The sequence below is a fragment of the Luteimicrobium sp. NPDC057192 genome, assembly GCF_042670205.1.
Taxonomy (GTDB): domain Bacteria; phylum Actinomycetota; class Actinomycetes; order Actinomycetales; family Cellulomonadaceae; genus Luteimicrobium.
Genome location: NZ_JBHUWD010000028.1, coordinates 40,901 through 63,996 on the forward strand (window position 1 = coordinate 40,901; position 23,096 = coordinate 63,996).

21 protein-coding genes and 1 tRNA gene are annotated in these 23,096 nt (G+C 74.3%); 13 read left to right on the forward strand and 9 right to left on the reverse strand.

The window, feature by feature from the left end; translation table 11 throughout:
* The first annotated feature begins 3 nt into the window (after positions 1-3).
* Complete coding sequence (locus tag ACFT5B_RS13560) at positions 4-1,014, forward strand: alpha/beta hydrolase fold domain-containing protein (protein ID WP_386799089.1); 1,011 nt, start codon at positions 4-6, stop codon at positions 1,012-1,014.
* A gap of 31 nt (positions 1,015-1,045) precedes the next feature.
* On the opposite strand, the gene ACFT5B_RS13565 is transcribed toward ACFT5B_RS13560, so the two are convergent.
* From ACFT5B_RS13565 to ACFT5B_RS13575, 3 genes are all read right to left on the reverse strand, one after another.
* Complete coding sequence (locus tag ACFT5B_RS13565; protein ID WP_386799091.1) at positions 1,046-1,687, reverse strand: LysE family translocator; 642 nt, start codon at positions 1,685-1,687, stop codon at positions 1,046-1,048.
* A gap of 38 nt (positions 1,688-1,725) precedes the next feature.
* On the reverse strand, positions 1,726-2,628 hold the full coding sequence (locus ACFT5B_RS13570; protein ID WP_386799093.1) for an NADP-dependent oxidoreductase: 903 nt from the start codon (positions 2,626-2,628) through the stop codon (positions 1,726-1,728).
* 161 nt (positions 2,629-2,789) lie between these two features.
* Complete coding sequence (locus ACFT5B_RS13575; protein ID WP_386799095.1) at positions 2,790-3,539, reverse strand: SDR family oxidoreductase; 750 nt, start codon at positions 3,537-3,539, stop codon at positions 2,790-2,792.
* Positions 3,540-3,677: 138 nt separating this feature from the next.
* On the opposite strand from ACFT5B_RS13575, the gene ACFT5B_RS13580 reads away from it, so the two are divergent.
* On the forward strand, positions 3,678-4,283 hold the full coding sequence (locus ACFT5B_RS13580; RefSeq protein WP_386799097.1) for a TetR/AcrR family transcriptional regulator: 606 nt from the start codon (positions 3,678-3,680) through the stop codon (positions 4,281-4,283).
* Positions 4,284-4,384: 101 nt separating this feature from the next.
* Here the strand turns inward: ACFT5B_RS13580 and ACFT5B_RS13585 are convergent.
* A tRNA-Ala gene (locus ACFT5B_RS13585) sits at positions 4,385-4,457 on the reverse strand.
* 94 nt (positions 4,458-4,551) lie between these two features.
* Between ACFT5B_RS13585 and ACFT5B_RS13590 the strand changes: the two genes are divergently transcribed.
* Both ACFT5B_RS13590 and ACFT5B_RS13595 read left to right on the forward strand, forming a co-directional pair.
* Positions 4,552-4,863, forward strand: a complete 312-nt coding sequence (locus ACFT5B_RS13590) for a hypothetical protein (protein WP_386799099.1) — start codon at positions 4,552-4,554, stop codon at positions 4,861-4,863.
* A 42-nt stretch (positions 4,864-4,905) separates the two neighbouring features.
* Entirely contained in the window at positions 4,906-5,859 is a 954-nt protein-coding gene (locus ACFT5B_RS13595) for a helix-turn-helix domain-containing protein (protein ID WP_386799101.1), read from the forward strand.
* 14 nt (positions 5,860-5,873) lie between these two features.
* On the opposite strand, the gene ACFT5B_RS13600 is transcribed toward ACFT5B_RS13595, so the two are convergent.
* Both ACFT5B_RS13600 and ACFT5B_RS13605 read right to left on the reverse strand, forming a co-directional pair.
* On the reverse strand, positions 5,874-7,106 hold the full coding sequence (locus ACFT5B_RS13600; protein WP_386799103.1) for a hypothetical protein: 1,233 nt from the start codon (positions 7,104-7,106) through the stop codon (positions 5,874-5,876).
* 39 nt (positions 7,107-7,145) lie between these two features.
* A complete protein-coding gene (locus ACFT5B_RS13605) occupies positions 7,146-7,775 on the reverse strand; it encodes a GNAT family N-acetyltransferase (RefSeq protein WP_386799105.1) in 630 nt (209 codons plus the stop codon).
* 182 nt (positions 7,776-7,957) lie between these two features.
* On the opposite strand from ACFT5B_RS13605, the gene ACFT5B_RS13610 reads away from it, so the two are divergent.
* The 4 genes from ACFT5B_RS13610 to mscL all read left to right on the forward strand — a co-directional run bounded on the left by ACFT5B_RS13610 (position 7,958) and on the right by mscL (position 10,568).
* Positions 7,958-8,596, forward strand: coding sequence for a 5-formyltetrahydrofolate cyclo-ligase (locus ACFT5B_RS13610; RefSeq protein WP_386799107.1), 639 nt, complete (start codon positions 7,958-7,960; stop codon positions 8,594-8,596).
* Between the two features lie 67 nt (positions 8,597-8,663).
* Positions 8,664-9,020 (forward strand): FmdB family zinc ribbon protein, encoded by a 357-nt coding sequence (locus ACFT5B_RS13615; protein WP_386799109.1) that lies wholly within the window; start codon positions 8,664-8,666, stop codon positions 9,018-9,020.
* Between the two features lie 130 nt (positions 9,021-9,150).
* Positions 9,151-9,990: an SAF domain-containing protein gene (locus tag ACFT5B_RS13620; RefSeq protein ID WP_386799111.1), complete on the forward strand. Its 840-nt coding sequence runs from the start codon at positions 9,151-9,153 to the stop codon at positions 9,988-9,990.
* Between the two features lie 110 nt (positions 9,991-10,100).
* A complete protein-coding gene (gene mscL, locus ACFT5B_RS13625) occupies positions 10,101-10,568 on the forward strand; it encodes a large conductance mechanosensitive channel protein MscL (protein WP_386799113.1) in 468 nt (155 codons plus the stop codon).
* Between the two features lie 99 nt (positions 10,569-10,667).
* Here mscL and ACFT5B_RS13630 read toward each other — a convergent pair whose 3' ends face one another.
* Complete coding sequence (locus ACFT5B_RS13630) at positions 10,668-11,648, reverse strand: hypothetical protein (RefSeq protein ID WP_386799115.1); 981 nt, start codon at positions 11,646-11,648, stop codon at positions 10,668-10,670.
* A 47-nt stretch (positions 11,649-11,695) separates the two neighbouring features.
* Positions 11,696-12,343, reverse strand: coding sequence for a TetR/AcrR family transcriptional regulator (locus tag ACFT5B_RS13635; RefSeq protein ID WP_386799117.1), 648 nt, complete (start codon positions 12,341-12,343; stop codon positions 11,696-11,698).
* Positions 12,344-12,566: 223 nt separating this feature from the next.
* Here ACFT5B_RS13635 and ACFT5B_RS13640 point away from each other — a divergent pair, with 223 nt between their 5' ends.
* Positions 12,567-13,169: a DUF6230 family protein gene (locus tag ACFT5B_RS13640; protein ID WP_386799119.1), complete on the forward strand. Its 603-nt coding sequence runs from the start codon at positions 12,567-12,569 to the stop codon at positions 13,167-13,169.
* 118 nt (positions 13,170-13,287) lie between these two features.
* Complete coding sequence (locus ACFT5B_RS13645) at positions 13,288-14,895, forward strand: DUF6114 domain-containing protein (RefSeq protein WP_386799121.1); 1,608 nt, start codon at positions 13,288-13,290, stop codon at positions 14,893-14,895.
* Positions 14,896-15,030: 135 nt separating this feature from the next.
* Here the strand turns inward: ACFT5B_RS13645 and ACFT5B_RS13650 are convergent, their stop codons facing one another.
* Positions 15,031-19,818, reverse strand: a complete 4,788-nt coding sequence (locus tag ACFT5B_RS13650) for a hypothetical protein (protein WP_386799124.1) — start codon at positions 19,816-19,818, stop codon at positions 15,031-15,033.
* A gap of 367 nt (positions 19,819-20,185) precedes the next feature.
* On the opposite strand from ACFT5B_RS13650, the gene ACFT5B_RS13655 reads away from it, so the two are divergent.
* From ACFT5B_RS13655 to ACFT5B_RS13665, 3 genes are all read left to right on the forward strand, one after another.
* The gene (locus tag ACFT5B_RS13655) at positions 20,186-21,190 is read left to right on the forward strand and encodes a metalloregulator ArsR/SmtB family transcription factor (protein WP_386799126.1); all 1,005 of its coding nucleotides are present in this window, start codon (positions 20,186-20,188) and stop codon (positions 21,188-21,190) included.
* Between the two features lie 29 nt (positions 21,191-21,219).
* Entirely contained in the window at positions 21,220-22,254 is a 1,035-nt protein-coding gene (locus ACFT5B_RS13660) for a putative glycolipid-binding domain-containing protein (protein ID WP_386799128.1), read from the forward strand.
* Between the two features lie 88 nt (positions 22,255-22,342).
* The gene (locus ACFT5B_RS13665) at positions 22,343-23,026 is read left to right on the forward strand and encodes an SAM-dependent methyltransferase (RefSeq protein WP_386799130.1); all 684 of its coding nucleotides are present in this window, start codon (positions 22,343-22,345) and stop codon (positions 23,024-23,026) included.
* The last annotated feature ends 70 nt before the right edge of the window (positions 23,027-23,096 follow it).

The window sequence follows — 23,096 nt, forward strand, 5'->3', positions numbered from 1 at the left end:
CCGATGACGACACCACAGGCGACGTCCCGCTTCGTCCCGGAGATCGAGGAGCGTCTCGGTCTCGTGGCTCCGTACCCGACCTACGGCGAGATCCCCGCCGAGAAGGAGGCGAGGTGGAAGGCGCCCTACGGGCCGCCCGAGTCCTGGCCCCTCGACGTCGTCGACACGGCCGTCCCGGGACCGCACGGGAAGGTTCCGGTGCGGGTCTACGTGCCCGCCCCACCGCCTCCACCCGCGGGCCGTCCGGGGCTCGTGTGGGTCCACGGCGGGGCTTTCGCGTTCGGCGACCTCGACATGCCCGAGGCTGACACGACCGCACGCGGGGTCGCGGGCCGCGCGGGCGCCGTCGTCGTCTCGGTGGACTACCGGCTGTGCCCCGCGCCGGCCGAGCTGGGTGGCGGCGGGGCGGACCGCGTCGACGAGCGCGGCCGACCCGTCCGCTTCCCCGTGCCGCACGACGACTGCCTGGCGGCGTTCACCGCGGTGCGGGACGGGGCAGCGGATCTCGGTCTCGACCCCGCCCGGCTGGCGATCGGCGGAGCGAGCGCCGGGGGCTGCCTCGCGGCGGGGGCGGCGCTCCGGCTCTCCGACGAGGGCAGGGCACCGTGGCAGCTGCTGCTGGTCTATCCGGTGCTCCACCCGGTCCTTCCGGACCCGTCGCCCGAGCTGGCCGAGGCGCTCGACGCCGTGCCCCCGTCGCTGCTCTTCCCTGCCGGAGCCCGCACCGGGATCACCCGCGCCTACCTGGGCGACGGTCCCGCGACGCCCTACGCCTTCGCCGGGCTCGCCCCGAACCTGTCGGGCCTCCCGCCCACCTTCGTGGAGAACGCCGAGCTCGACGTCCTGCGCGCGAGCGGGGAGCGCTTCGCCGAGCAGCTGAGGCACGCGGGCGTCGCGGTCGAGAGCGTGCTGAGGCGGGGGGTGCCGCACGGGCACCTGGACAGCGTCGGGCTGGCGGCGGCAGCGAGCACGATGGACGACCTGGCCCGCCGGCTGACGGCGCACCCGGCCTGAGCCGGGGCGCACGTGCCCCAGGGGTGGGAGCTCAGAGCTTGTTGCCCGCGAGGACGAGGGTGCCGCCGAGGCCGATCATCATGCCGCCGCCGGTCGCGCGGACGGCGGCCAGGCGACGAGGCGACCGCGCGAACCAGTGCCGCGCCGTCCCTGCCAGGAGCGCCCACGCGCCGTCGCAGACGAGCGCGATCACCGTGAACACCGCCCCGAGGACCATCATCTGCAACGGGACGTCGGACGCGTGGACGTCGACGAACTGCGGCAGCACCGCGACGAAGAACACGACGGTCTTGGGGTTCGTCACCCCGACCACGAAGCCCTGCCGCAGCACTCGCCACGACGAGCTGTCCCGGCGGCGCGGCTCGTCGCCGTCGTCCACGACGACGCGCCGGTGCCGGATCGCCTGCACCCCGAGGTAGACGAGGTACGCGCCGCCCACGAGCTTCACCGCGCTGAACAGCAGGATCGACTCCGCGACGATCGACCCGACGCCGAACGCCACGGCCGCGACGAGCACGAGCGCGCCGAGCTCGTTGCCGAGCACGCTCAGCAGGCCGCCGCGCCGCCCGAGCGCGAGCGACCGCCCGATGACGAAGAGCACGCTCGGGCCGGGGATGAGGATCAGCAGCAGCGACGCCAGGGCGAACGCCAGGAGGCTGTGAGACGGCGGCACGGGCCCAAGGTATACCCGGCGCAGTCCCGGCGACCCCGTCAGGGAGCGAGCAGGAACTTCGAGCGCTCGCCTGCCTCGAGCCGGGTGTGCGCCTCGGCCGCCGCGCTCAGCGGGATCACGGTGTGCGACCGGAGGACGAGCCCTCGGTCGGCGAGCCGGCTCATCGCCTCGGACAGGGCGTGGACGACGCCACCCGGCTCGGGGCCGGACAGCCGCACGCCGAGAGCGGCTGCGTTCGCGTTGCTCAGGGTGACGACGCGCTCGGGGCCGCCGGCGAGATCGATCGCCGCCTGGAGGTCCGAGCGGGTCGCGGCGTCGACGACCGCGTCGACCCTTCCGGCGCGGGAGCGGACGTCCGCCACGAGGTCCGCGCTGTAGGAGACGGGAACCGCGCCGAGGCTCTGCACCGCGGCGAAGTCGGCCGGTCGCACCGCGGCGATCACCGTCGCCCCGCGAGCGACGGCGAGCTGCGTCACGACCGTCCCGACCGATCCCGCTGCACCGAGCACCAGCAGGGTGTCGCCGTCCCCGACCGAGACGAGGTCGAGGACCCGGACGGCAGCTTCACCCGACGCGGGCAGTGCCGCGGCGTCCTCCCACGAGACGGTCGCGGGCTTGCGGACCCAGAACTCGGCGATGACGAGCTCGGCATATCCACCGAGGCCCGGCAGGAAGACCGCCACGTCGTCTCCCGGCGCGACGTCGTCCACGCCGGAGCCGACCGACTCGACCGTGCCGGCGCCTTCGAACCCGAGCACGGTGCCCTTGGCGGCGCCGAAGGCCTTGAGCCTCCCCGACCGCAGCGCAAGATCGGTCGGACCGACCCCGGCGAGCCGGAGGGCGACTCGGATCTGGCCCCGGCCCGGACCGGGCACGACGACGTCCGCGGGCCGCAGCACCTCGGGTCCGCCGAAATCGGTCAGGCTGATCGCGTGGGTCATCAGGTCTCTTCTCTCGTGGATGGGATGTCGGTACGCAGCGAGGGTAGGACGAGCGAGGACGGATCCTCGACGGTTGCCTCTCGCCCGGTGGCGAGGATGCCCCCGGGCGCGGGTGCGGCCCCGGGCTGCCGCCGTCGTGGCTGCGACAACCCGGGCGCCGATCAGACCTGGCTGGCGCCCCCGTCGACGTACAGCTCGGTGCCCGTGATGTAGGAGCTGCGCGGCGAGGCCAGGAAGAGCACGGCGTCGGCGACCTCGTCGGGCGTCCCCAGCCGCCCGGCCGGCACGCCGCTGGCCAGGCCGGCGAGCAGCTGCTCGGCCGCCTCCGCGTCGGGCGCGAGCCCGTTCAGCCCGGGGGTGCCGATGGGGCCGGGCGCGACGGTGTTGACCCGGATCCCCTGGCCGACGAGCTCCGCGGCCCAGCTGCGCGCGAACGAGCGGAGGGCGGCCTTGCTCGCGGCGTAGACGCTGAAGCTCGGGCTGCCCTTGACGTCGATGTTGGAGCTCGTGAGCACGATGGACGCTCCGTCGTTGAGAAGGGGCAGCGTCTTCTGCACGGTGAACAGCGTCCCGCCGACGTTCCCGTTGAACGTGTCGGCGTAGTGCTGCCACGAGATCTCCTCGAGCGATGCGAACTCTCCGCCGCCGGCGTTGGCGAAGACGGCGTCCAGGCCCGTCCCCCGCTCCTCGATCGCAGCGACCAGCCGGTGGAGATCCGCCAGGTCGGCCACGTCGCCCTGCACACCGGTCGCGCCCGCTCCGATCGAGGCGACGGCGTCGTCGAGGGCCGCCTGGCGACGGCCGGTGAGGAAGACGTGCGCCCCTTCCTCGGCGAAACGCCGTGCCGTGGCCAGCCCGATGCCCGAGGTCGCGCCCGTGACCAGCACCGTCTTGCCGTCGAACTCTCCCATGACGTCTCCTTCGTTCCGCCCCGTCAGACCGGGGCTATTTCTGTATCGTGCGGTACATAAGTCGCGGGCGACCGTCGGTATTCCGGGGGAGACGAACCTCGGTACGGTGCGGTACAGGAGGCGAGCGAGGAGAGCGTCGTGACGGGTGCAGACGGCAGGCGGGGACGGCCCCGCGCCTTCGACGTCGAGGCAGCGCTCGAACGAGCGGTCGAGGTGTTCTGGCGGCACGGCTACGAAGGAGCGTCCCTGGCCCAGCTCACGACCGCGATGGGGATCAACCGACCCAGCATGTACGCGGCGTTCGGCAGCAAGGAGGAGCTCTTCCGACGCGCGGTCGCCCACTATGCCGAGGTCGACATGGCGTACGCCCGCGAGGCGCTCGAGCAGCCCACCGCCTACGACGTCGCGCGCGCGTTCCTGCACGCCAACGCCGAGGCGCTCACACGCCCGGACCGCCCGGCCGGCTGCCTCTCCGTCCAGGGCGGCCTCGCGGCCGGGGCCGACGACGGCCGGGCAGCGGCGTTCTTGGCACAGAGCCGCCTCAGGGGGGAACGAGCGCTGGCCGAGCGGTTCGCCCGCGCCGTCGACGAGGGCGACCTCTCCGCCGCGACCGACCCTGCCGACCTGGCGAGATTCGTCATGGCCGTCAGCGAGGGACACGCCGTCCACGCAGCGGCCGGTGTGGACCGCGCGAGCCTCCAGGCCTCGGCCGACATCGCGCTGCGCGCGATCGAGCACGCCTGAGGGCGCTGGGGACATGCGGCTCGTGGCGGCCGAACCAGCAGGGAGGGCAAAATAAAAAGCCGCTGACCAGGAACTTCTCCTGGTCAGCGGCTCTCACACGGTGGAGCTAGGGGGATTCGAACCCCCGACCTTCTCATTGCGAACGAGACGCGCTACCAACTGCGCCATAGCCCCTCGAGCGGGCACCAGAGTAGCACCCCGAGGGGGGTGGGACGGAAATCGGCGACGTCGCCGGGGTCGGGCGCGCGGGCGTCCGGGGAGCGGGCTGGTGCGCGACGAACCGTGCGACCGGGCTGCCGTCGCGCCACCCGGGGTCGACGGGTGGCCGTTCGCGCGCCGCGCGGAGCGCGGCGAGCTCGACGGGGTCGGGGACGTCGGCGCCGTCCGCCCACGCTCCGCGCGGGACGGGCACGACGGACCGTCGCCGCCCGACGACGTCCCACCGGGTACCGCGCAGCAGAAGCACCACGACGGAGCCGACCAGACCGGCGACGACGACGATCGCGAACACGAGCTCGAGGACCTGTTCCATGCCTCCACGGTCCGCCGTGGCGCTCGGCGCGACGAGTGGCAGTCATGACACCCCTCGACAACATCCTGCCAAGGATCGTACGGTCGGAGGATGTTGCGCAGCGTGGGTGCCGTCGTCGTCGACGGGCTGTCGATGTTCGAGTTCGGGATCGTGTGCGAGGTCTTCGGGATCGACCGCACGGAGGACGGCATCCCGTCGTTCGACTTCCGCATCTGCGGCGCGGAACCCGGCCGACCGGTCCGGACCAAGCTAGGCCTCGACCTCGTCCCCTCGCACGGCCTCGACGCGCTCGACGACGTCGACCTCGTCGCCGTCCCGGCGACGGCGATCCACCGCGGCCAGGACCCCGCCGTCCTCGATGCGCTGCGCCGCGCGGACGAGCGCGGCGCCCTCCTCCTCAGCGTGTGCTCGGGCAGCTTCCTGCTCGCCGAGGCCGGGGTCCTCGACGGCCGCCGCGCCACCACCCACTGGATGTACACCGACAAGCTCGCCCGCGAGTACCCCGAGATCACGGTCGACCCGGACGTCCTGTTCGTCGACGACGGCAACGTCATCACGAGCGCGGGGACCGCGGCGGGCATCGACGCCTGCCTGCACCTCGTGCGGCGCGAGCTCGGCAGCGAGGTCGCGAACGTCATGGCGCGCCGCATGGTCGTGCCGCCGCAGCGCGAGGGCGGGCAGCGTCAGTTCATCCCCCAGCCCGTGCCCCCGTGCGACGACGACTCGCTCCGCGAGGTGCTCGACTGGGCCGTGGACCACCTGTCCGAGCCGCACACCGTGGCGAGCCTCGCGGCCCGCGCGTTCGTCTCGCCCCGGACCTTCGCCCGCCGCTTCTCCGACGAGACCGGCACGACGCCGGTCCGGTGGCTCACGTCCCAGCGCGTCCTGCGCGCACGGCACCTGCTCGAGAGCACGGAGCTCGACCTCGAGACGGTCGCGCGGGAGTCGGGCTTCGCGACGGCGGCGCTGCTGCGCCACCACTTCCGCCGCGTCGTGGGGGTCACGCCGTCGGCGTACCGCGACACGTTCTGCGCGGTGGCCTGAGGGCGGGAAGCGCCCTACTCCCCCACGGCCCGACGACGCGCGAGGATCGCGTCGAGCGACAGCCCGAGCGTCTCGGTCGTCGGAGACGGCTCGTCCCCCGCCGCCCGGGTCGTCGTCGTCGCCTCGGCCGCACGCTCGGTGCGCTCGCGGGGAGCGGCGTCGTCGACGTCTGCGGCGGCCTTGCCGGTCCGCAGCTCCGCCGGCACCCGCACACGACCCGGCGCCGCGAACGGCGCGAGCTCCTCGGCCGAGACCGGGGCGGGCGTCGGCTCCGGCAGCGGCTCGGGGAGCGGAGGACGCGGCGGCTTCGAGGCCGTGGGCTTCATCGTGTAGGTGGGCGGGGGCACCGGGACCGGCTCCCACGTCGAACTGGTGCCCTCAGGCGCTGTCACGGTCTCGCCGGCGCGGTCCGAGGGCCGGCCGGCGCCACGCGTCTCGCGCCCGTCGACCGGGGGGACGCCCGACGACGCCGGGCGCTCCGCCCGCTCGGCACGCCGCGCGGCGGCACGACGGGCGCGCTCGAGGTCCTCCGCCGTGATGCGCGGGATCATCTGGGTCGCGGTCTGGGAAGCCTGGACGGCGTGGCCGGTGACACGGCGGCGGTCGGTACGCACGGCGTTCCGCGGCGAAAGCGGGCTGCCGAGCGCCTGCCGACGTGCGTCGAGCGCGCGGCGCCGAGCAGCCTCGAGCCGCGCCGCGTCGGCGCGCCGGGCCACGAGCACCGCGCGCCGACCGAGCGCGAGGACCCCGGCGAGCAGCACGACGGGGAGCAGAACGACAGGCCAGGGCAGCAGCCCGAACCCGGCGAGCACGACGACGAGGACCGTCGCCCCTGCGAGCCCGAGGGTCAGGAGCATGCGGCGGCGGGCCGCGGCCCGGCGCACGTCGGGCGAGACCGCCGGGCGGGTGGCGGGCGCGACGGCGCGGCGCGACCCCTCGCGGTTCGACTCGTCGAAGCTCACGTCCTGCGCCTCCTCACGACCTCGGCTCCCGCGCGACGCCTGCGCGCTCATCGCGAGCAGCGGCACGCCTCCCGTGACGACCGGCCCCTCCGACGCCGCGGCTGCGGCCGTCGCGGGGACCGGACCACGGCCCGCGACGGCGAGCACCCGCAGGGCGCCCGAGAAGCGGTCCGACGTCCGTGCGTCGGCGACCTCCTGACGCATCCCGACCCGTAGCGGCACGTAGTACGCGAGCCAGGCAGCGAACAGCACCACGGCTGCCGGCCCGGCCCACGAAGTCATCACCTCTCGACCGTAGGCGAGCGCCGCGGCACCTCGGCGGACTCACGACGGCGTGTCGCCGCGCCGACCAGCCACGTCGTCGGCGCTCCACGTCGCCCGCCACCGCGCGAAGAGCCCCTCGGGCACCTCGTCGGCGGTCACCGCGAAGCTCCGGTGGTCGCACCAGCGGCCGTTGATGTGCAGGTACCGGCGCCGCAGCCCCTCGTCGCGCAGCCCCAGCTTCTCGACGACGCGGAGGCTCGGGCCGTTCTCGGGCCGGATGTTGACCTCGACGCGGTGCAGGCCGAGCCCGGTGAAGCAGTGGTCGGCCGTGAGCGCGACCGCCGTCGGGACGATCCCCCGACCCGCGACGTGCTCGGACACCCAGTAGCCGATCGTCCCCGAGCACAGGGAGCCGTAGGTGATCGACGACGCCGTGAGCTGCCCGACCAGGTCACCCTCGTACTCGATGGCGAACGGCAGGGTCGTACCCGACCTCGCCTGGGACGACAGCAGGCGCACGTACGCGCCGAACGTCGGCGCCGGGCCGCGCTGCGGGCGCGGCGACGTCGCCTCCCACTGGCCCAGCCACGCCGCGTTCCGACGACGCAGCTCCATCCAGGCGTCGACGTCGCCGCGGCGCAGCGGCCGGAGGACGACCTCGCCGTGCGGTCCCGCGCCACGCAGGACCACGGGCCACTGCCGTCCGGGGGGACCTGGTCTCAGCGGCACGCGACACCGCCGGGGAGGTCGAAGATCATGCGCAGACACTAGCGCTCCGCGCCGGACCCGCGGGCCGGTTCGTCCGAACTGTCCCGGCGCTCCGATCTCGGCCGAGCGGTGTGTCCGTGGGTTCCGTTTGCCACAATGGCACCATGACCTCCGGCGGCGCACAGCCCTACCCCTCGTCCACGGGCCTCGAACCGGAGGACGCGAAGGACGAGCTCCGCAGAGCGATCCGCACGGCGCGCGAGGTGCGGTCCGAGCGGTTGCGACGCGAGGCGGCCGACGCGCTCGCGGACGTCGTCGAGTCGATCCCCGAGGTCAAGGACGCCCGCTGCGTCGCGACGTACGCGGCCCGGGCCACCGAGCCCGGCACGCTCGCGCTGATGGACCGGCTCGCCGCGCGCGACGTGCGCGTCCTCCTCCCGGTGCTCGGCACGGGCCTGCAGCGCAACTGGGCCGAGTACGCGGGCTCCGACGACCTGCGCGTCCGCGCTCCCGGGCGCCCGCCCGAGCCCGGGACCCCCGAGCTCCCCGCGGAGGCCGTCGTGGACGCCGACGTCATCCTCGTGCCGGCGCTCGCCGTCGACACGTCGGGCATGCGGCTCGGGCAGGGCGGCGGCTGGTACGACCGCGTGCTGCAGCACGCGCGCCCGGACGCGCGGGTCGTCGCCGTCGTGTTCCCCGAGGAGGTCTACGACGCGGGCGAGCGGCCGCTGCCCTCCGAGCCGCACGACCAGCGGGTGCAGGCCGTCGCCACGCCCGCAGGGTGGCGCGAGCTCGGCGTATGATTAGCACTCGGATCATCTGAGTGCCAGCCGGCGGCGACCGCCGGTCCACTGCCCGAGGAGCCTCACCGTGCCCACCTACGCCTACCGCTGCGCCGACTGCGGCCACGCGTTCGACATCCAGCAGTCCTTCTCCGACGACGCGCTGACCGTCTGCCCCGAGTGCGGCGGCACGCTGCGCAAGGTCTTCTCGGCCGTCGGGGTCGTCTTCAAGGGCTCCGGGTTCTACCGGAACGACTCGCGCTCGTCCTCGAGCGGGTCGAAGAGCTCGACGTCGACCACCACGACGTCGACGAGCAAGGGCTCCGAGAGCTCGACCACGTCGACCTCCGGGTCGTCGAGCACCACGAGCAGCACGTCGTCGAGCAGCAGCTCGAGCGGCTCGTCGTCCTCCGGCACGAGCTCGACGAGCAAGGCCGCCTCCTGAGGCGTCACTGACCCGAGACCGCGCACCGCGGCCCACGAGGGCCGACGGCGCAGCTGTGGACGAGCCGCGCGACGCACAGGCAGGGGCCCCGTCCCTGCCCCGGCAGGGCGGCGACGCCTAGCGTCACGGCGTGCCTTTCCGCTCCCGCTCCACCTCCGCCCCGCACCGGCCACCACCCGGAGGCCCGGCGGGCCTCGACGGCCTGCGCCGCCGCGCGGCGCGCGCGTTCTGGCGCGCCCGGTTCGCCGTGGCCGCGCTGTGCTGCGGGCTCGCGGCCACGCTCGTCGTCGGCGCGCTGCGGCCCGCTCCCCCGGCGACGGTCCCCGTCGTCGTCGCCGCGCGCGACGTGCCCGCGGGCTCGACCCTCGACGCGCACGACGTGCGCGTGGCCCGGGTCGCCGCGGCCCTCGCACCGCGCACCGCCTACCGTGCGAGCGACGACGCGACCGGTCGGACGACGTCCGTCGCGCTCGCCGCGGGAACGGTCGTCTCGCCCGGGCTCGTCGCGGCCGGAGCGGTGGCCGCGAGCGCCCCGAAGGGTCGCGTCGTGGTGGCTCTCCCCCTCGACGACGACCCGGCGGCCGCGCTCCTGGGTGCCGGAGACCACGTGGACCTGCTCGCGTCGACGACGGACGGGGCTACGGGCGCCGACCTGGCCGACGCCGGTACGGACGGCGCGGTCGCCGGCGCGGCGAGCTCCGCTGCCGACGACGCAGGTGCTGGCACTGAGGACGACGCGGGCGCCCGCGCGACGACGGCCCCTCGGACGGCGACGTCGTCGTACCTGGCGCACGGCGCCCTCGTGCTGCCGTCGCCGCAGCAGGCACGCGATGCAGGTGGCGGTCTGCTCGGCGGCGGGAGCTCGTCCGAGTCCCCGCCGACGCTCGTCGTCGCGGTCACCCCGAAGGAGGCCGAGGCGATCGCAGGGAGACCCGACTGGGCGCGGGTGACGGCGGTGCTGGTGCGGTGACAGCCACGCGCGAAGCCGGGCCGTAGCCTTCCGCCGCGGCTGTGACTCGGGGTCCGTGACGTGCTTGTATGTCCTGAACCCGACCGCAGCACGAGGAGATTCCCGAACCGATGCGCAACGTCCTGAACGGCTTCCGCGACTTCATCATGCGGGGCAACGTGGTGGAGCTGGCGGTCGCGGTCGTGATCGGCGCAGCGTTCACGGCAGTGGTGAACGCGCTCGTCGCCTACCTCATCAACCCGATCATCGGCGCGATCTTCGGCAAGCCCAACTTCGACCAGCTGTGGGACATCACCCTGCGGCACGGCGACGACCCGGATCCCACGGTCCACACCGACGACGCGATCATCAGCGTCGGCCACCTGCTCACTGCGGTCGTGAACTTCGTGCTGATCGCTGCGGCGATCTACTTCCTCATCGTGCTGCCCATGAACAAGATCAACGAGCGGCGCAACCGCAACAAGGTCGTCGAGCCCGCGGCCACGCCCGCCGACGTGCAGCTCCTCACGGAGATCCGCGACCTCCTGGCGCAGCAGCAGCGCCCGGGCTCGAGCGACACGGTCCGACAGCAGGTCTGACGGACCGCTCGTCGGCCGCCGCGAGCGGCGCCGTCGGCCGCGGCGGCCGCACGGACTTGCCGCTTCCTCGCCCGTGTCCAGCGCCAAGAGTCGCGTCACCTAGAGCTGGAGCCGCCGCCACTCCTGCCCGATCCGCCATTTCTCATCTTCGATGGCGCAGTGAAAGAGGAAGGCGACGGCAGCGCCCACGTCGGTCGTGTCGGCACGCCAGTGGACGTCGTGGTGGTGCTCGAGGGCGTACCAGCCCGGCGCGACTCCGGCCCTCGGCCCGTAGCCGACCTGCGCGTAGACGCCGTCCGAGCGTTGCAGGATCGCGTAGAACCTGTCCTCGGTGAGCCCTCGGACGGCGCGGTCGAGGTCCGAGAGCCGCGGGCGCGGCACAGGGCCACTGGCCCCCGCGACCGTGAGCTCGTGGGTCAGCGGCGGTTCGATGAGGGGGGCGAGCCGTGCGTCGACCTCGTCGAGGCTCTCGCCAGCCCAGGTGGCGGCCGTGGTGAGCGCCTCGGGATACTCCTTCCGTCCGGCGCTGCCGGGCGGGTAGGCGCGGGCGAGGACTTCGAGGGCTTCGTGCGGCCTGTCGAGGACGAGCTCGCCGGCCGCGATGATCAGCGGGACCCAGCTCGTCGAGTCCGACCGCGAGTACCGGGCCCACTGCGCCGACAGGGTGTCGACGAGACCGCGCACGCTCGCGCGCTCGTCGAGGAAGGGCACGAGCGGAGAGACCAGAAGACTCCCGAGGGTGGGGGCCAGGTCGGCGAGCTCGCTCTCGTTCCTGAACAGCAGCCACGGGACCCGGGCGGGCAGGCTCTCGATGGTCGTGCTGTCGACGATCCCGGTCCGCCCCCACCCGTCGGCCGCGGAGCCCATGAGCTCGGCCTTGCGGTCCGCGACGGACCGGAACACGGCCTTGCCCTGCACGATCAGCTGGAAGCCGTCACGACACACCGGAGGCCGGACCGCCAGGTCGAGCACGATGCGGTGCCGGCCGCCGTCCGCGACCTTCCGGCTGTACGTCAGGGCGTCGGCGCGACGGGTGAACCCGTGCTCGGCGAGCGGTCCGTCCCACTGCTGGAACGCCACGGCGCGAACCCATCCCGCGGCTGTCGCGCGGTCGACCTTCATCGGACTCAGCTCGACGTCGCGACGTCGGGCCGCAGGCGCGCCCCGTACGCGGGGTCGATCACGGGCACGACCGCGAAGAGCGTCCGCTCGAGGAACGTGACGAGCTCCTCGGGCGACAGCTCGCTGACGAGCGCGCCGTCGACGAGGGACTCCTCGGCGAACGCGACCCACGAGCGCAGCGTCATGCGCAGCATGGCGGTGTCGGGGATGCCGAGCTCCTCGCAGACGACGCGGAGCCGCTCCATCTGGAGCGCGCGGGCCTGCTGGACCACCTCCCGCACCTCCCGGTCCCCCGACGCCGCGCCGCGCACGAGCGAGAAGAACGTGTCCTCGTGCTCGCGCACGAACCGCACGAGGTTGCTCAGCGTGGCGTGGAGCCGGTCGAGCGGAGCGAGGTCGACGTCGGGCTCGGTGGCGCGCAGCAGGCCGTCGCGCGCGGCGCGCACGACCTCGCGGTGGAAGCCCTGCTTGGAACCGAAGTAGTAGAAGAGCAGCCCGCGCGAGACCCCGGCCTGCTGCGAGAGGCGCTCGATGGTGAGCTCCTCGAGCGAGTGGTCCGCGAGCGCCTTGACGCCGATCGCCACGAGCTGCGCGCGGCGCTCGTCCGGTGAGAGCCGGGTTCGTCTCTCGTCACGCCTGCGCTGGTCGGCCATGAGGTGAGCATATCGACTCGACGACCGTTACTGACTCGCCGCAAGTTAGCTATTGACACACGTTCAGTAGGCTCCGTACTGTCGCCCCCATGAGCGACGACGACGTCATCGACGACGTGCTGCCCGGGGTTCCCCGGTTCGACCGCTCACGCACCGCTGCGATGCGGCAGCACCGGCGGAGCGACGCCTCGTCGCCCGCCCCGTCATGAATCGAGGAGGATCCGTGAAGTTGAAGAAGCTCACGAGCACGCGCCGGGGTCGCGTCGCGCTCGCTGCGGTGCCGGCCGCCGTCGCCGTCACCGTGCTGATGGGTGGCGTCGCCAGCGGCGCCGTGCCCGTCTCGTTCGCCGTCTCCGGACAGGCCTTCCAGGTCGGCGCCTCCGAGCTCGACGGAACCGGCTTCTCGCAGTACTCCGGCGTGGCGCTGGACGCGAAGAAGAACCAGATTCCCGTCGCGATCTCCAACATCCAGGACGCGACGCTCCACGACCTGTGCCAGTACGTGGCCGTCGCCGGCCCGATCGGTCTCCGCATCGATGCAGGCAACGACCCGAAGAAGCCGGCGACGGCCACCGGTCTGCAGATCGGGATGAGCGACCTCAAGGGCGACGCGACCTTCCACGACATCAACATCGGGATCGACGCCTCGACGGTCCGCACCGACAGCAAGGGCAGCCAGGGCGACTTCGCACAGGACGCCAAAGACGTGACGATCACGAACCTGCAGCAGACGGCCTACTCCACGACCGCCGGCACCTTCAACCTGAAGGGCCTGCACATGGCGATCAGCACGGACAAGAGCAAGGGCCAGTGCTTCCCCGGCTGATGTCCTGACGCGGCCACGAGCCGTACCGTGACGGTCGGCCGGGCTCCCGCCTGGCCGACCGTCACATCGGCGTCGACGACGACGTATCTCACACCACGCCCCGATGGAGGAGCCCCCGGTGAGCACGACCGACGAGCATGACCCGACGACCGCCGACACCGGCGTGCAGCAGGCAGCCGCCACCGAGCCGACCAAGCGCGAACGGTTCCGCGCCTGGCGTCGCGGGCGCCCCTTCTGGGGCGGGCTGCTCCTCGTGCTCGCGGGCGTCGAGATGTTCCTCTCGGGACAGCTCGACCTCGGGCACATCCACGTGCAGTTCGGCGTCGAGGGCATGCAGGCGATGATCCTGCCGCTGATCCTCGCGCTCCTCGGCGTGCTGATCTGGGCTATGCCGGTCCACCGCATCTTCTACGGCGTGATCGCCCTGTTGCTGGCGATCTACTCCCTGATCGGAGTCAATCTCGGGGGCTTCATCGTCGGCATGGTCCTGGGGATCGTCGGAGCCGTCGTCGCGATCTCCTGGCTCCCGACGGTGGCTCCGGTGGACGAGGAGGCCCCCGAGGCGGTTACGCCTGAGGCGGCCCGACCCCGGCACGCCGAGGGCCTCGACCTCACCGGAAGCGCTCCTACCACGGACGACACTCTCGTCCTCGAGGACGCCTCGGGGCCGCGCCCTTTCGTGACGGCGTCGGCTGACACCGACGCCCTCCCCGAAACCCCCCGCCGCGCGCGACTGAACGCCATCGGGGTCGGCGTCCTCGCGTCAACGCTCGCCCTCGGCGGGACCGGCATGCTCGGCGCGACCGGTGCCGTGCCCACCGCCGACGAGAGCGGCTGGTGCGTCCTCGACCCGCTCCACGTGTTCTGCCCCACCGACGACGAGTCCGCCTCCGACACGGCGACGAGCGCGCCGACCGATGCGCCGACGTCGACGACGTCCCCCACCGAGGACGCCTCCGACGACGACGGCACCGGCGACGCCGTCACGTCCGGGGGCACGCCGAGCGGAAGCTCCGACACCGAGACCTCCGCTCCGGCGGACGGGGCGACCACGGACGAAGGCGCCGGGTCCACCGGCGGAGACACGCCGTCGTCGGGCACCGACGGGACCACCGGGACTGCCGACAGCTCCGGCGACGCCACCGACGCCCCGGCGTCTGGCGCTACCGACGACGCGAGGGACGACAAGGCCGACGGCACGACCGACCAGGCGTCCGTCGAGGCGGCGGCGAAGGAGGGTGTCGAAGCCCTCGCCGACCAGCTCAAGCTGTGCCTGGGCGAGGGCAAGGACCTGGGGTCGTCGTCGGACATCACCGCCCCGAACCTGTCCTCGCACCTGTCGGGCTCGAAGTTCGAGATCACGAACTCCTGGTACAAGGGGAACGTCTCGTTGACGCGCGTCGACGGTTCCACCGTCCGGGCCATGAAGTTCACGGCTGACAAGGCCGTCGTCCCGGGCTTCCGTCTGGACGTCCCCGCCAAGGCGGACGGTAGCCAGGGCCTCGTCGCGACGTCCGACTCGATCACGATGAAGGGCGACGTCCTCCTCTACGCGACGAAGTTCTCCGGCAAGCTCCTCGGCATCCCGCTGACCTTCACGCCCGAGTGCGCGCCGCCCGGCTTCATCCCGCTCCCGTCGATGACGGACGTGAAGATCGAGATGGTCGCCAACACGGCCCAGTCGCTCGCCTACGACAACCCCCACCAGGAGGTCTACGAGCACTGAGCTCGCCTCCCCGCGGGTCGCCCCCGAGATACCGAAGAACGGCCGAGATACCGATGCTGCATCGGTATCTCGGCCGTTCTTCGGTATCTCGCGGGGGTTGCGAGCGGGCTGCCGGAGTCGGTTCGGGCCGCCGTGTCACTGCCAGTGCGGCGGGACGTCGCGGCGCAGGCGCTCGTCGTTCGACTCGTCGCGCCGCTCGGCGCCTTCGGAGTCGACGTCGTCACTCGTGCTCCCGAGGACCGTCTCGCGCTCGCTCCCGGGCCGCACGACGCGACGCCGGCCGCTGCGGCGACCACTCTCCGCATCGCCCGAGGCGCCGTCCGCGGGGGCGTCGCCGCTCGCGCCGCCGTCGTCCGCCGGATCGTCCGACGACGCAGCCGCACCCGACGACGCAGGCTCGGCCGACGACGTCGGCTCACCCGAGCCCGCGGGCTCGGCCGTGTGCGCCACCGGGAGGGGTGTGGCCGGGTCGACGGGGACGACCGGCTCGGCGGGCACGACCGGCATCACGGGCTCCGGCGCCGACGGGCCGACGTGGCGCCGCGAGGCGGCCGTCGTCCGAGGCAACGGCGTCGCGCCCGTGACCACGGACTGCCGCCCCACGCCCAGGCGCGCGTCCCGCACGGCGAGGACGGCCCGGCGGATCCGCTCGGCCTCCTTCTCGGGGTCGAGGAACGCCGCGGCCGACCACACCTGCACGACGGTCCAGCCCAGCCGCTCGAGCCGCTCGCGGCGCTGCCGCTCCCGGACGCGGACGCTGGGCTGCGCGACGTACGCCTCGTCGTCGGTGAGCACCGCGACCAGGAGCTCGCCCGGCACGTCCGGGTGCCCGACGACGAGCGGCACCCGGTCGGAACCGGCCGGGCCGAAGTCCGTCTCGACGACGAGCCCCGTCCGCCACAGCCGCTCCGCGAGGTCCAGGACCAGGCGGTCGGTGCCGCGCGCGACGTCGACGCCGTTCCACAGCTCGAGCGGGTCGGCCTTGCCGTCGCGCTCCTCGGCGAACTCCAGGAGGTCGGAGAGGAGCCGCGCGCCCGCCCCGCGCAGCCGGTCCGGGTCGAGCTCGTCGGCGCGGAAGCACGACACCACGTCGAGCCGCTCCCGGCTCGCGCCCACCGCGTCGAGGAGGAGCGCGTCGCCGCCCGCCTCCCCGACCAGGCCGAACCGGTGCAGGACGCGCCCGTGCGGCGTCTTGCCGAAGCCGAGCGTGAGGATGATCGCGTCGCGGGTCAGCCCCGCCACCCCGGTGAGGTCCGCGACCACGACCGGCTCGGGCCTGCTGCCCGCGAAGAAGCCCGCGAGCCCCGGGTTGCGCCGGACCTCGGCGAGCAGCGCCTCACGGATCCGGGCCGCGTGCGCGGGCGTGAACGCGACGACGCCGAGCGTCTGCTCGGGTCGCGTCATCGCGTGCTCGATGGCCAGCTCGACGACGCGGTCGAGCTCGGCCTGCGTCGACTCCACGGCCCCCGACGAGGGGTCGGGCATGCCGAGCCCCTCGGTCACGTGCAGGTGGACCGTCGACCGGGACGCGGGCAGCGGGGCGGGTGCGAGGACGCCGTCGTACCCGTGCCGGGCGAGGAAACCCACCAGGTGCGGGTCGCGGCGCGTCGCGTCCGACCGGAGGGTGAGCGTCGGCAGCACGCGTGCGAGCTCCCGCACCGCGGGCGTCGACGCCGACCGCACGTCCCCGACGACGACCACCTGACGTCCGCGCGCGATCGCGGCGAGGAGCATCTCGAGCGGCACGTGCTGGACGGCGTCGAGCACGACGAGGTCGACGGTCCGCGTCGTCGGGAAGAGCTGGGGCACGAGCGTCGGGGTCGCCACGACCACGGGCCGCAGCGCCCGGACGAGGTCCGTGTGCCGCTCCTGCAGGTCGCGCACGGTCCGCAGCCGCCCCTCGAGGAGCTCGGCGAACAGCGCCTTCGTGACGTCCGGGTCCGCGCGCATCGCGTCGAGCGTCCGCGCGTGGACGTGGTTGAGCACCGAGACCGGCAGCGCCGTGACGTGCCGGCGGTCCAGGTCGCGGAAGCGGGCGGCCAGCGCGTCGAGGCCCGGGCCGTCCTGACCCGTGAGCGCGGGGTCGGTCGCGACGATCTGCTCGAACACCGAGCTCCACCACGCGAGCTCGAGCTCGGCCCCCACGAGGCCGGGCGTCACCGCGCGGCGCGACAGGTCGTCCACGAGCTCCGAGAGCCCGGCCCCCCGCGCGCGCCGGACGGCGGCCGTGCGCTCGGGGAGGTCGTCGAGCGCCGAACGGTCGTCGGCCAGGGCGTCGAGCCGCGCCGCGAGGTCGTCGAACGGCAGGTCGAGGAGGTCGCCGCCCCCGGGCGTCGGCCGCAGTACCCGCGACAGCTCGTCCACGTCGATCCGGACGGCCTCGTTCGTGTCCTCGATCGCCGACAGCCCTTCGGGCAGGCGCGGCCAGCTCCCCGTCGGGCAGTGCGTCGCCCAGACCGCGCGCTGCGCCTCGACCTGCAGCAGCGCGGCGTGCAGGTCGGAGACGCGGATGCCCGGCCGCATCATGTCCTTCGCGCGCCGCACCAGCCGCCGTCGAGCGACGCCGCCCATCTCGATCCCGTGGTCGAGGCGCCACTGCTTGGTCGCCGTCGCCTGGACCATGTCCACGGCAGGCTGCTCGAAGACCAGCGGCTGGAACACGTCGAGCGTGCCCCGCATCCCGCCGAGCATCTGCAGCACGGCCTGCCACTCGCCGAGCGTCGTCGCGGCCGTCAGGTCGGTCTCGCGCGAGACGTACTCGATCTGCTCGCGCAGGCGCGGCAGCGTCTGCGAACGCAGCCGGTCGAGCCGGAGCAGCGTCGACCGGGCGTCGTCCTCGGTCTCGAGGTCGGCGTCGAACCAGGGCGTCGTCGCCGCGTGGAGCGTGAACGCGCCCAGCTCGGCCGCGCGCTCCAGGTCCGCCGCCGCGGTCTCGCGGGCGTCGTCGTCGAGCGCGCTCGTGACCTCCGACGACAGCCGCACCGCCGTCTCCGGCGCGGGCCGCTCCGACATCAGGCGCGCGAGCGCCTGCAACGCGTCGTACGCGGACACGCCCCACGGCGTCCGCGGCAGGTGGAGCGCCTCGATGTACGCCGTCAGGCGGGCCCGGGCGCCCACCAGGGCGTCCATGGTCTCCGCGTGCGCCGACAGGTCGGCCTGCGCCGGCTCCGACGCCATCGCCGTCAGCAGCCGGTTCGCCGCCGACGCACGCCACCCCGGTTCGGGAGCGATCTCGAACGTCAGCTCGCCCAGCCCCAGGTCGCCCAGCCGCGACGACACCGCGTCCGCCGCACGCCGGTGGCCCGTCACGTACAGCGCCTGCCGGCCGCTCGCCGCCGCCTCCGCCAGCAGCGCCGCCACCGTGCCCACGACGTCCGAGCCCGACGGCGCGTCGATCGCGAAGTGCCCGCCGCCCACCAGGGCGTCCACGGCCCGGCGCTGCGCCTGGTCCAGGTCGCCCACGCCCCGCTCGAGCACCGGGTCGCCGTCCGCTGCCCGCTCCGGCGGGAGCGGCGCCCCCACCGGGACCGGGACCTGCGACGAGCCCGCGAGCGCCGCGACCACCTCGTGGCGCGCCAGCCCCGGCGCCAGCTCGTCCAGGTCGTCCACCAGGTGCTGCCCGGGGTGCACGAACGACCCCACGAGCCGCCGGTCCGTCAGCGCGAAGTCCTCCAGGACGGCCTTGCCCAGCGTCCCGATCCGTGCCAGCACCGCCGACGGGTCGAACCCGACGCCCGTGAACGCGCCCTGCGCCAGCGACACCGGGTCGATCAGCGCACCGTGGTCACGCAGCGCCCGGACGAGGAGCGTGTTGAGCTCGACCGTCGGTTCGAGCGTGAGCTCGAAGTCGGTGCCGCCGCGGCCGGCGGTCGAGATCGTCAACGAGCGGAGCAGGACGGGGGCGTTGACTCGTCTCGGTGGCGGGCCGTCGGTGGTTCCGTCCGGCCCGGACGGTCCCGAGGCGCTCGGACTGGGCTCGGCCGCCCGGACCGGGGTCGTGTCGCCTTCCTGGGCGGCGGCCGAGCCCTTGACGTCCTTCGCCGCCTCTGCCCCGTCCGCACCACCTGCGGCCGTCGCCTCCCTGCCTCGTGCGGTCGGGTGCGCCGTCTCCACCGCCGCGACGTCCGCCAGGCCCGCGCGCTCACCCGCGGGGCGCGCTGCGGGTGCGTTCCCGCGTGCGTCCCTTCGGCCGCCGTCCTCGCTTCCGGCGCCGGCGTCGCTTCCGCGGTCGTCGGCATGGGCCGAGGCTTCCAGCGCCCGGGGCGCCGACGACGCCGCGACCGACGGGTGGATGGCCCGGAAGGAGGAGGTCGCGACCTTCGCCAGGGCGGCCATGTCGTCGGAGCGCGGGCCCGGGCCGGCCGTGCCCGACCAGGAGGCCACGCCGATCGCCAGGTAGGTGGGCGCCGTGCCGTAGCGCTGCGCGTAGTCCTGCGTCTGCGCGACGACGGCACGCGCGTGCCGCCGGGCCGCCGGCAGCGCGTCGGGCTCGCGGAACAGGTTGGACAGGCGGGTCGGACGGCCCGCGAGGAGCTGCGCGAGGCCAGAGGGGTGCGCGGCCGACAGGTCGAGGACCGCGTCCCCGAGCACCGTGATGTCCTCGAGCGACGAGCCGCCCACGTGCTCGACGAGCGCCACACGCCAGCGCGGGAGGGCCGCCTCGACGGCCTCCTCGCTCGTCAACGGGCCGGTCGGCTGGGTCGGGAACGCGGGTCCCGCGTCCGAGCCGACGACCGTGCCGTCGAGCGCCTCAGGGGCGGACGCGGCACGGTCCGCGGCGCCCGGTCTCCCGACGGCGGCGTCGTCGTCGGGCACGGACGTCGTCGTCGGTGCGTCACCGGTGCGCGCCCTGTCGCGCCGCCAGAGGCGGGCGAGCGGGGAGCCCGGCCGGTCCGGTTCGGGGTCGGGGCCTGCAGCAGTCACGCTGAAACGCTAACCGCCGCCGGTGAAGCCACGGGACCGGCGCGCCGACGGGGCCGGGATCGCCTGAGACCCGCCCGGCCCGGCCGGCGACGGAACGTCCCTGGAAGACGACGAAGGCCCCGCCGGAGCGGGGCCTTCGCCTTCACGAGGAACGGCGCGCACCACGCAGGGGGCAAGCGGTGCGCGCCGTCGTAGAAGAGTGTGCAGGTTCAACTTTCGCCGCGTCAACACCCCAGGGGCGTTTCAGCCCAAGTTTTTTGGACGCTCGTCCATCAATGCAGGTCAGAGGCCAAAACGAGTATGTGGGACAAGCGTCCCGATTCAGCCGAAGGGCGCGAGCGCATCGACATCTGTCAATATGGAAGCCATGCAGGACGAGCCCCCCGCCACCGCCCGACGGGTCCTCGAGGCGGGCGCCATCGGAGGCCAGGCCGCGCGACGGCTGGCCGACACGCTCGGAGCGCTCGCCGATCCCGTCCGCCTGCGGATGCTCTCGCTCATCGGCACCGTCGAGGAGGCCAGCGTGCGGGACCTCGCGGCGCTGTCGGACCTCGCCCAGCCCACGGTCTCGCACCATCTCAGGGTGCTGCGCGACGCAGGGCTCGTCACCTCGGAACGCCGCGGCAACTGGGTCTGGTACCGGATCGCCCGAGGCCGCGGCCCGACGGTCGGCACGCTCTTCGACGTGTTCGCGCCCGTCGCGCTCGACCCGCCCCGGACCCCGCGCCCGCTGCACCCCGACGAGCTCGAGGACGCGCTCAGCCGCCTCACGGGCAGGCTCGCGGCCGTCTACGCCGAGACGAGCTACGACGTCGTGCGCCGGATCGTGCGCGAGTGCGCGACCGGGCTCGTGCGCACGCGGACCACCGCGGGCGCCACCCCCCTGCTCGTGCTCGTCGAACGGTTCGCCCGGCAGCGTCTCAGCGACGCGTCCCGCGACCGGTCGCGGAGCGCACCCCACGTCCTGTTCGTCTCCCAGACCGACACCGCGCGCTCGCAGCTCGCCGCCGCGCTCACGCGCCGGCTGTCCCAGCACCGTGTCGTCGTGCGCACCGCGGGGCTCACGCCGGGCGCCCAGATTCCCCGGAACGTCCGGACGCTCCTCACGGAGCTCGACGTGCCCGAGGCGGCAGCGTTCCCCAAGTCGCTCACCGACGACGCGATCCGCGCGGCCGACGTGGTCGTCACGCTCGGGTCGTCCGACGCGTGCCCGGTCGTGCCGGGCGTGCGCTACGAGGACTGGCCCGTGGGCGACCCGACGTTCGCCTCGCCCGTCGGGTTCGCCGCCCTCCGCGACGAGCTGCAGGTCAAGGCGGCGCGCCTCGTCGCCGAGCTCGTCGACACGCACGACGACGGGCCCGCGCCGGAGTAGCGTCGGCGGCACCCGACCGAGGAGGACGCGTGGCGCGAGACCGGACCGACCTGCTGGGCTGGGCACAGCCCGGCGCACGCGTGGCGTTCGTCGACGACGCGCGGCCCGACGTCGTCGAGGAGCGCACGGTCGCGCGGGTCACCCGGTCCCAGGTCGTCACCGACGACGGCGCGCACTGGCGTCGCCAGTCGCTCCAGCGGTCCGGCCCGTGGGCCGGGGCGCTGCGCGTGCTCTCGGGGATCCGCGGCAAGTCGCTCGCTCCCCTGGACCACCCCGAGGTCGCTCGACGCCGCACCCCGCCTCTTTCGGGCGGCGTGCGCCCCGGCGTCAGCACCGACGCCGGACCGGCAGGCCGGACACCGCCGGCGTCGCGAGAGACGGCGGCGGGCGAAGCGACGGCGGGAGCGACGGCGGGCGCAGCGACCGCGGTGGACGGTACCCGCACGCGGACGCGCCGGGTCGTGTGGGTCGGCGAGGACGACCCGCACCGCGTCGACACCGCCGTCCTGACGCTCGACGCCGACTCGTTGCGCGGGTCCGGCACGTCGCGGACCGACGCCTACGCCCTGTCGTGGACCCTCGTGACCGGCCCTGGCTGGGTGACGCGCCGGCTCGACGTCGCCGTCCGCGGGCTCACGCCGCAGGGCGCGCCCTGGTCGCGGGACCTCGTGCTCGAGCGTGGCGACGACGGGCGATGGCGCTGCGACGCGAGTGCCGCCGGCACGCTCGATGCACCACCGCCCGGGCTCCCCGATCCCGCCGTCCTCGACGACGCCGTCGACTGCGACCTCGGCCTGTGCCCCGCGACCAACACGATGCCCGCGCTGCGCGTCGGGGTCCTCGACGCCGACGTCGCGCCCACGGACCTCGTGATGGCGTGGGTCGAGGTCCCGTCGCTGCGCGTCGCCGCGGACCGCCAGACGTACGCGGGCGCCGTCGTCGACGGGCGGCGGGTCGCGCGGTACGCGAGCGACCGGTACACCGTGGACCTCACGCTCGACGCGGACGGCGTCGTCACCCGGTACCCGGGGCTCGCCCGTGCGGTGGACGTGTCGGGCGCCTGATCCGCCGGCCACGGCCGTGGCGGCGACCGGCTTGCCGTTCCCGCAACGGCGATTGCCGTCGGGGCCGGCCACCACGGATGCTTGACGCATGACCGAGCAGCCCCGCGCCCACGCGCACGACAGCCACGACGCCGTCGACGAGACGACCGCGTTCTGGGACGCCCGGTACGCCGAGAGCGACCAGATCTGGTCGGGCCGACCGAACACCGCGCTCGTCGAGGCCGTCGGCGACCTGACGCCCGGTCGCGCGCTCGACCTCGGCTGCGGCGAGGGCGGCGACACCGTGTGGCTGGCCCAGCAGGGCTGGGACGCGACCGGCGTCGACGTCGCGGCGGGCGCGGTCGCGCGGGGACGGGCGGCCGCGGACGCGCGCGGCGTGGGCGACCGGGTGCGGTTCGTCGTCCAGGACCTCGCGACGTGGCGACCCGACGCGACGTACGACCTCGCGTCCGCGTGCTTCCTGCACTCCCCCGTCGAGTTCCCCCGCACCGAGGTGCTGCGCCGCGCCGCGGACGCCGTCGCGCCGGGCGGGCACCTGCTCGTCGTCGGGCATGCGGGGCCGCCGCCGTGGTCGACCGACCACGACCACTGGCACGACCGTCCCGACCACGAGGCCGCCGCACTGCTCACGCCGGACGACCAGATCGCCGCGCTCGCGCTCGGTGACGCCTGGGAGACCGTCGTCAGCGAGGTGCGGACGCGCGACGCCGTCGGACCCGACGGTCAGTCGGCACACCTCGACGACAGCGTCGTGCTGCTGCGCCGCCGCTGACGGCCGGCGCCGAGCACCGCCGACACCGAGCACGAGCGCTCCGCCGAGCACGAGCGTCCGGACCTCGTGC

Excerpts from the sequence above, each read along its gene's own strand:
- ACFT5B_RS13655 (WP_386799126.1), top strand. The coding sequence starts at position 20,186 with ATGCAGGACGAGCCCCCCGCCACCGCCCGACGGGTCCTCGAGGCGGGC.
- mscL (WP_386799113.1), top strand. The coding sequence starts at position 10,101 with ATGCGCAACGTCCTGAACGGCTTCCGCGACTTCATCATGCGGGGCAAC.
- ACFT5B_RS13575 (WP_386799095.1), bottom strand. The coding sequence starts at position 3,539 with ATGGGAGAGTTCGACGGCAAGACGGTGCTGGTCACGGGCGCGACCTCG.
- ACFT5B_RS13635 (WP_386799117.1), bottom strand. The coding sequence starts at position 12,343 with ATGGCCGACCAGCGCAGGCGTGACGAGAGACGAACCCGGCTCTCACCG.
- ACFT5B_RS13570 (WP_386799093.1), bottom strand. The coding sequence starts at position 2,628 with ATGACCCACGCGATCAGCCTGACCGATTTCGGCGGACCCGAGGTGCTG.
- ACFT5B_RS13665 (WP_386799130.1), top strand. The coding sequence starts at position 22,343 with ATGACCGAGCAGCCCCGCGCCCACGCGCACGACAGCCACGACGCCGTC.
- ACFT5B_RS13560 (WP_386799089.1), top strand. The coding sequence starts at position 4 with ATGACGACACCACAGGCGACGTCCCGCTTCGTCCCGGAGATCGAGGAG.
- ACFT5B_RS13610 (WP_386799107.1), top strand. The coding sequence starts at position 7,958 with ATGACCTCCGGCGGCGCACAGCCCTACCCCTCGTCCACGGGCCTCGAA.
- ACFT5B_RS13595 (WP_386799101.1), top strand. The coding sequence starts at position 4,906 with ATGTTGCGCAGCGTGGGTGCCGTCGTCGTCGACGGGCTGTCGATGTTC.